Raw genomic sequence first — 6,798 nt, forward strand, 5'->3', positions numbered from 1 at the left:
TACCCAGACTTGCCCGCTTTTTGCTATCTTTCGGTAACTAAACATTCCGTATGATTAAAAATGTTTCTGTTATTGGAGCCGGCACTATGGGAAATGGCATCGCCCATGTATTTGCGCAACATCATTTTAATGTAACACTGATTGACATATCCGAACAGCAATTGCAAAAGGCCATCGGCATTATCTCAAAAAACCTCGATCGACAGATTGCCAAAGAGCTGATCAGCGAAGAACAAAAAGCTGTGATTCTCCAACATATACAAACAGAAACAGATATCAGTGAAGGGGTCGCCACTGCCCAACTGGTTGTGGAAGCAGCCACTGAGAACGAATCTATCAAACTACAATTATTTAAACAGGCAGATGAAGCAGCGCCACCCGACTGCATCCTGGCCAGTAATACCTCCTCCATTTCTATCACCAGGATTGCGGCAGCAACTCAAAGACCGCAACAGGTAATAGGAATGCACTTTATGAACCCCGTTCCGGTGATGAAACTGGTGGAAGTCATTAACGGTTACACTACCAGCAATTATGTAACGGGTACTATCGTAGAGCTTAGCAAACAATTAGGGAAAACGCCCGCTTTAGCTAACGACTATCCCGGCTTTGTGGCCAACAGGATTTTAATGCCTATGATCAATGAAGCTATATACACGCTACATGAAGGTGTGGCCGATGTAGAAGCTATCGACACTATCATGAAACTGGGCATGGCCCACCCGATGGGGCCATTACAGCTGGCGGACTTTATCGGGCTGGATGTATGTCTTTCAATTTTGCAGGTACTCTATAATGGATTTGGTAGTCCTAAATACGCCCCCTGCCCGCTACTGGTGAATATGGTGGCTTCCAAAAAACTGGGTGTAAAAACGGGAGAAGGTTTTTATACCTATTTACCGGGCAGCAAGGATTTAGTGGTGAGTGACAAATTCAGGAAGTGATGAAATAGACAGCAGCTGCCCGTCTTTTTTCTGCCAACCATAATTCTGATTACCATTGGTGACTATTAAATATTCTGCAGGCATGGATATATTATAACGAAGCACCTGGTGCACTGTATTTTCAGAAATAGGAACTTTTTCTCTTTTGCACTCAACCAACATCCATGGTTTATGGTTATAATCGTAAACTAATATATCGAAACGCTTTTTCAGATCGCCCAGGTATATTTCTTTTTCCAACGCAATCAAAGATTTAGGGTAGCGCATTACCTGCAAAAGATATTGAACAAAATTTTGCCTTACCCATTCCTCGTCCTGGAGCAATAACCATTTGCGGCGAATCGTATCGAAAATAAAAGGCTGGTCGTTTCTAAGCTCAATTTTGAAATCGGGTGCAGGATACTCTATTAAAATCATCAGTCCAAAAATAAAAGTTTAATTTAGCTAAAGCAATATATATGAAGACAAAACAGGAAATTGTAGAAAACTGGCTGCCACGCTACACAGGAGAAAGCCTTAAGAATTTTGGAAAGTATGTGTTATTAACCAATTTCAGCAACTATGTAAAAATGTTTGCTGAATGGAATGATGTACCCATTATAGGAGAAGGAAAACCCATGCAATGCGCTACGGCAGAAAATATTACCATTATTAATTTCGGGATGGGTAGTCCTACCGCAGCTACGGTAATGGACCTGCTTTCTGCTATTGAGCCCGAAGCGGTACTTTTCCTGGGAAAATGTGGAGGGTTGAAAAAACGGAATAAGGTAGGAGATCTGATTTTACCTATCGCTGCAATACGCGGGGAGGGTACTTCAAGCGATTATTTTCCACCTGAAGTACCTGCGCTGCCAGCGTTTGCCCTTCAAAAAGCAGTAAGTACTACCATCAGGGAAGCGAATACGGACTACTGGACAGGCACCGTTTACACCACCAACCGCCGAGTTTGGGAACATGATGAGCCGTTTAAAGAATACCTGCAAAAAGTGAGAGCTTATGCCATTGACATGGAAACAGCCACTATTTTCAGCGTGGGCTTCTATAACAAAATACCTACGGGAGCTTTACTGCTGGTAAGTGATTCACCCATGATCCCTGAAGGGGTTAAAACAGAAGAGAGCGACAAAAAAGTGACAGCCGATTATGTAGAAAATCACTTAAAAATAGGTATACAATCGCTGCGGCAGTTGATTGAAAACAGGCAAACCATCAGACATTTGAGATTTTAAAAGGGAATTGTTGCGGGCTGCCGGATTTATGCGTTGTAATAAAACAAAAATCATTATCGATGTATTACAAAGCTTTTGTGGCGTCATTCCTGCTACTAATAACCCTTTGCGCATTCAAATGTGATAAAGACAGTGATTATATTGGCGACGATATTTATACAGCCGAGGTGAAGAGCATCACCAGTTGTGCAAGGTTTTATGCTTGTGTTATTACGAAAGGAGATATAGACCCAGGCTTAGTTGACAATAGCTGGGAGCATGACGGGCAGACCTACTCAAAAGCCTTTGTGGTGCAAAATTATTGCGAGTTTCCCACCCGGTTAAAAGCGGGAGAATCGTTCCGCTTTCGAATTATAAAAAAGCAACCGCGCAACAATTGCCAGGTTTGCACTATAGGAATATTGAACGCACCATCAAAAAACTTAAGTATTAAAGTGATACAGTAGATTTCTGCATGATTTATGCAACATCCCATAAAAAACCGATATGAAAGTTTATTTATTAGCCGCCGGATTATTTTTAGCTAGCTCCTGCAGCAACAAAACAGCGCCGGTAAGCAACAACAGCGGCAAAATGAAAGCCCGGTTCGAAGTTTCGGGCCTGTGCTCTAATTACACTTTTAGCCTGATAGAAGGCAACAAAGATACTACCCTTGTAGAAGCCAGCTGGACCAACCCTCAAACTGATACCGCCTATAAGAATGCATTTGGTGTTAAAAACCCCTGCGATCTGCCCGAAGGACTTAAAGTTGGGGACGAATTTTATTTTGAGTTGGACAACGATCGTCCGAACCGGTGTATGGTATGTATGGCCTACTACCCCACCCCGACAAAAAAATTAAACATAAAAGTACTGGAGGTGGTTAAAAAATAAATGGCGCTGCCACTTTTATCTATACAAGATCTCTCCATCAGCTTTATTACTGAAGAAAACGTAAATAAAGCGCTTCAGCATGTCTCGTTCGAAGTAAAGCCAGGCGAAATTGTTGCGTTGGTAGGAGAAAGCGGGTCGGGCAAATCTGTGACATCGTTATCGGTTCTTCGACTGCTCCCTTCACCTCCTGCCGTGGTCAATAGCGGGCAAATCCTTTTTTGTGAAGATGGCCGGCACACATCTGATTTATTGCATCTTACTGATAAAGAACTCCGGCAGGTAAGAGGCAATAAAATATCAATGATCTTCCAGGAGCCGATGACCTCACTCAACCCCGTATTTACCTGCGGTCAACAGGTTGCCGAAGCCTTACTCAATCATAAGAAAATCAGTAAGCAACAGGCAAAACTGGAGGCGCTTGAATGGTTCGAGAAAGTAAAGCTTCCCGACCCTGCAAGCATATATAAGCGCTACCCGCACCAGCTTAGCGGCGGGCAAAAGCAGCGTGTAATGATTGCCCTGGCGATGTGCTGTAAACCCTCTTTGCTTATATGCGACGAACCAACTACGGCACTGGATGTTACCGTGCAGAAAAATGTGCTGGAGCTTATTAAAGAACTACAGCGCGAAACGGGCATGGGTGTTATATTCATTACACACGACCTGGGTGTAGTGGCCCAGATTGCGGACAGAGCCATTGTTATGTACAGAGGCAGCATCATTGAAGAAGGTCGGGTTAAAGACATTTTCTCTAATCCTCAACAACCTTATACAAAAGCCCTGATCGCCTGCCGGCCGGTAGCCCATCAACGGGGCACGCGGTTACCGGTAGTAGCCGACTTCTTAGACGCCGATAAAAAGCAGCAGCCGGCCGCTCCTCTTTCTCACCAGCATGAGCCGATTCTTCCTGCAAATAAATTGATAACTGTACGCAATTTATCTGTTCACTATACACAAAAAAAGAACTGGTTGGGGCAACCCATTAATTATACAAAGGCTGTAGATGATATAAGCTTTGACGTATATGAAAACGAAACTCTGGGCATTGTCGGTGAAAGCGGTTGTGGTAAAACTACTTTAGGCCGGACGCTATTACAATTGATACCGGCAACCAAAGGAACCATCGTTTACAAAAATGAAGACCTGGGGTCTTATTCCGCTTCGCGACTAAGAACGCTCAGGCGACAATTGCAGATCGTTTTCCAGGACCCTTACTCCTCCCTGAATCCCCGCAAAAAAATAGGAGCCGCTATAGAAGAACCACTCCTGGTACATGGCATTATCAAATCTGCTACAGACAGGAAAAAGAAGGTTGTAGCACTACTTCAAAAAGTAGGCCTTCTGCCGGAGCACTATAACCGCTACCCCCACGAATTCAGCGGTGGCCAGCGCCAGCGGATCGTTATAGCCCGCGCATTAGCCTTACAGCCGTCTTTCATTATTTGTGACGAGTCTGTATCGGCGCTGGATGTAAGCGTACAGGCCCAGGTATTGAACCTCCTTAACGATCTCAAAAAAGAATTTGGCTTTACTATTGTTTTTATCAGTCACGACCTGAGCGTAGTACGTTATATCAGCGACCGGATCATTGTTATGAATAAAGGCAAAATAGAAGAAATGGGCGCTGCCGACGATATTTATGAAAACCCCCAAACAGCCTATACTCAAAGATTAATTAATGCTATACCTAAAGTAGGCTAACCTACATACAACATTTTTATAATGTAGCAAAATAAATTACCGGATATACTCGAAATTTATTACCTTTGCACCCACAAAATCGAAAACCGGTGCCGTAAGACCGGGGCTCGGCAGCACAAAAATACCTGATACTCAGGCGTTTTTTACTACCTGTCTCCGCTTCAATCCACCGTTTTATTGGTTTTCAAACCTTAAAAAGAATTCTCTACATGAAGCTTTCACAATTTCAATTTGACCTTCCGCTCAACCTTATCGCCCAACACCCAGCAAAAAAAAGAGAGGATGCCCGTATGATGGTGGTTCATCGCCATACAGGAGAAATCGAAAACAAGCATTTCCGCGACATCCTGGACTATTTTGACGATAAGGATGCGTTTGTAGTAAATAATACCAAAGTATTTCCAGCCCGTATGTATGGACGCAAGGAAAAAACAGGTGCTAAGATCGAAGTATTCTTATTACGTGAACTAAACCGCCCCAATCGCCTTTGGGACGTAATTGTTGACCCTGCCAGGAAAATACGTGTGGGTAACAAATTATATTTTGGAGATAATGAGGAACTGGTAGCAGAAGTAATTGATAATACCACCAGCCGGGGCCGTACTATTAAATTTTTATGGGAAGGTGATGAAGATAGCTTTCGCGCACAACTGGAAGTATTGGGTGAAACACCGCTTCCCAAATATATTAAACGCAAACCAGATGAAGACGATAAGGAACGCTACCAGACTGTTTATGCCAAACACGAAGGCGCAGTAGCAGCCCCAACAGCAGGTTTGCACTTCAGCCGCGAGCTGATCAAACGTTTGGAAATTAAAGGAATTCGTTTCGCAGAAATCACTTTACACACCGGCTTAGGTACATTCCGTCCTATCGAGGTAGAAGATCTAAGCAAACATAAAATGGATGCAGAGTACTTCCGGATAGAAGAGCAGGCTTGCAAAATTGTGAACAAGGCTAAAGAAACAGGTCATCGTATCTGCTCAATCGGCACCACCACAATGCGCGCTATGGAATCTTCTTTCACCGCTCAAAAGATGTTAAAACCTTCTGAGGGTTGGACAAATATGTTTATTCATCCGCCTTATGAATTTAATATCGCAGACTCCCTGGTTACTAATTTCCATTTGCCAAAAACCAGCCTGATGATCATGACCAGTGCTTTTGCCGGTTACGACCTGGCAGTAGAAGCGTATAAGAAAGCCATTAAAGACAAGTACAGGTTCTTTAGTTATGGCGACGCTTTATTGATATTGTAAGCAACCAATTTCGTTCTATATCGATGGCTGTCAGCAATGATGGCCATTTTTGTTTATCTTCAAATAAGTTATCTCTGTGAATATCCGGCAACCGTATCTTAAACTTCCCGCTCATCATAATAAGCATATCGTTTGTATGTAAATTTGGAAGAATAAAAACAATAACAAATAGTAATTCTAAAATAGAACCGCATGCGAAAATTAATTTCATTTGTACATATATCGCTCGACGGCTTTGTAGCAGGACCTAATGGAGAAATGGATTGGATTCAAGTAAACCAGGAGATCTTCGATCATGTAGGTAAAAGGATCAGCAAGGGCAATACTGCACTATATGGAAGAACTACTTACCAGATGATGGAAAGCTATTGGCCAACAGCGGCCGATCAACCGAATGCATCTAAACACGATATCGAACATTCGCAATGGTACAGTAAAGTTCATAAAGTGGTTTTATCAAACACCCTTGATGAAACAAATTTGACCAACACGACCATCATCCATAACAACCTTGTTGAAAGAGTTAATGAAATAAAGCAACAGGAAGGTGAAGACATTCTTGTTTTTGGCAGTCCTACCGCAACCCATTCACTAATGCAACTGCGCCTGATAGATGACTATTGGCTATTTGTCAATCCTGTTGTGCTTGGTAAAGGCATTCCACTGTTTGCAAACATTGAAACGTCCGTAAAACTAAAACTATTGTCCACCCAACAATTCAAATGCGGTGTAATAGAGTTAAATTATATAACGGGCGACCAATAGAACAAATGATTGAACAGATAAGAAGTA

The 6,798-nt window shown here is 42.7% G+C and carries 8 protein-coding genes; 7 read left to right on the forward strand and 1 reads right to left on the reverse strand.

Annotated elements, in window-relative coordinates; all coding sequences use genetic code 11:
* The first annotated feature begins 50 nt into the window (after positions 1-50).
* Positions 51-944: a 3-hydroxyacyl-CoA dehydrogenase family protein gene (locus tag ACLOAU_RS26265; protein WP_427864887.1), complete on the forward strand. Its 894-nt coding sequence runs from the start codon at positions 51-53 to the stop codon at positions 942-944.
* Here the strand turns inward: ACLOAU_RS26265 and ACLOAU_RS26270 are convergent.
* A complete protein-coding gene (locus tag ACLOAU_RS26270) occupies positions 915-1,361 on the reverse strand; it encodes a type I restriction enzyme HsdR N-terminal domain-containing protein (protein ID WP_427864888.1) in 447 nt (148 codons plus the stop codon). The genes ACLOAU_RS26265 and ACLOAU_RS26270 overlap by 30 nt on opposite strands.
* Positions 1,362-1,402: 41 nt before the next feature.
* On the opposite strand from ACLOAU_RS26270, the gene ACLOAU_RS26275 reads away from it, so the two are divergent.
* From ACLOAU_RS26275 to ACLOAU_RS26300, 6 genes are all read left to right on the forward strand, one after another.
* Positions 1,403-2,173 (forward strand): AMP nucleosidase, encoded by a 771-nt coding sequence (locus tag ACLOAU_RS26275; protein WP_427864889.1) that lies wholly within the window; start codon positions 1,403-1,405, stop codon positions 2,171-2,173.
* A gap of 59 nt (positions 2,174-2,232) precedes the next feature.
* Positions 2,233-2,619, forward strand: a complete 387-nt coding sequence (locus ACLOAU_RS26280; protein WP_427864890.1) for a hypothetical protein — start codon at positions 2,233-2,235, stop codon at positions 2,617-2,619.
* Between the two features lie 40 nt (positions 2,620-2,659).
* A complete protein-coding gene (locus ACLOAU_RS26285; RefSeq protein WP_427864891.1) occupies positions 2,660-3,046 on the forward strand; it encodes a hypothetical protein in 387 nt (128 codons plus the stop codon).
* Positions 3,047-4,747, forward strand: coding sequence for an ABC transporter ATP-binding protein (locus ACLOAU_RS26290; RefSeq protein ID WP_427864892.1), 1,701 nt, complete (start codon positions 3,047-3,049; stop codon positions 4,745-4,747).
* Positions 4,748-4,956: 209 nt separating this feature from the next.
* Complete coding sequence (queA, locus tag ACLOAU_RS26295; protein WP_427864893.1) at positions 4,957-6,006, forward strand: tRNA preQ1(34) S-adenosylmethionine ribosyltransferase-isomerase QueA; 1,050 nt, start codon at positions 4,957-4,959, stop codon at positions 6,004-6,006.
* A gap of 192 nt (positions 6,007-6,198) precedes the next feature.
* Positions 6,199-6,771: a dihydrofolate reductase family protein gene (locus ACLOAU_RS26300; protein WP_427864894.1), complete on the forward strand. Its 573-nt coding sequence runs from the start codon at positions 6,199-6,201 to the stop codon at positions 6,769-6,771.
* Positions 6,772-6,798: the final 27 nt, after the last annotated feature.

The organism is Paraniabella aurantiaca, from assembly GCF_050309965.1.
GTDB lineage: Bacteria > Bacteroidota > Bacteroidia > Chitinophagales > Chitinophagaceae > Niabella.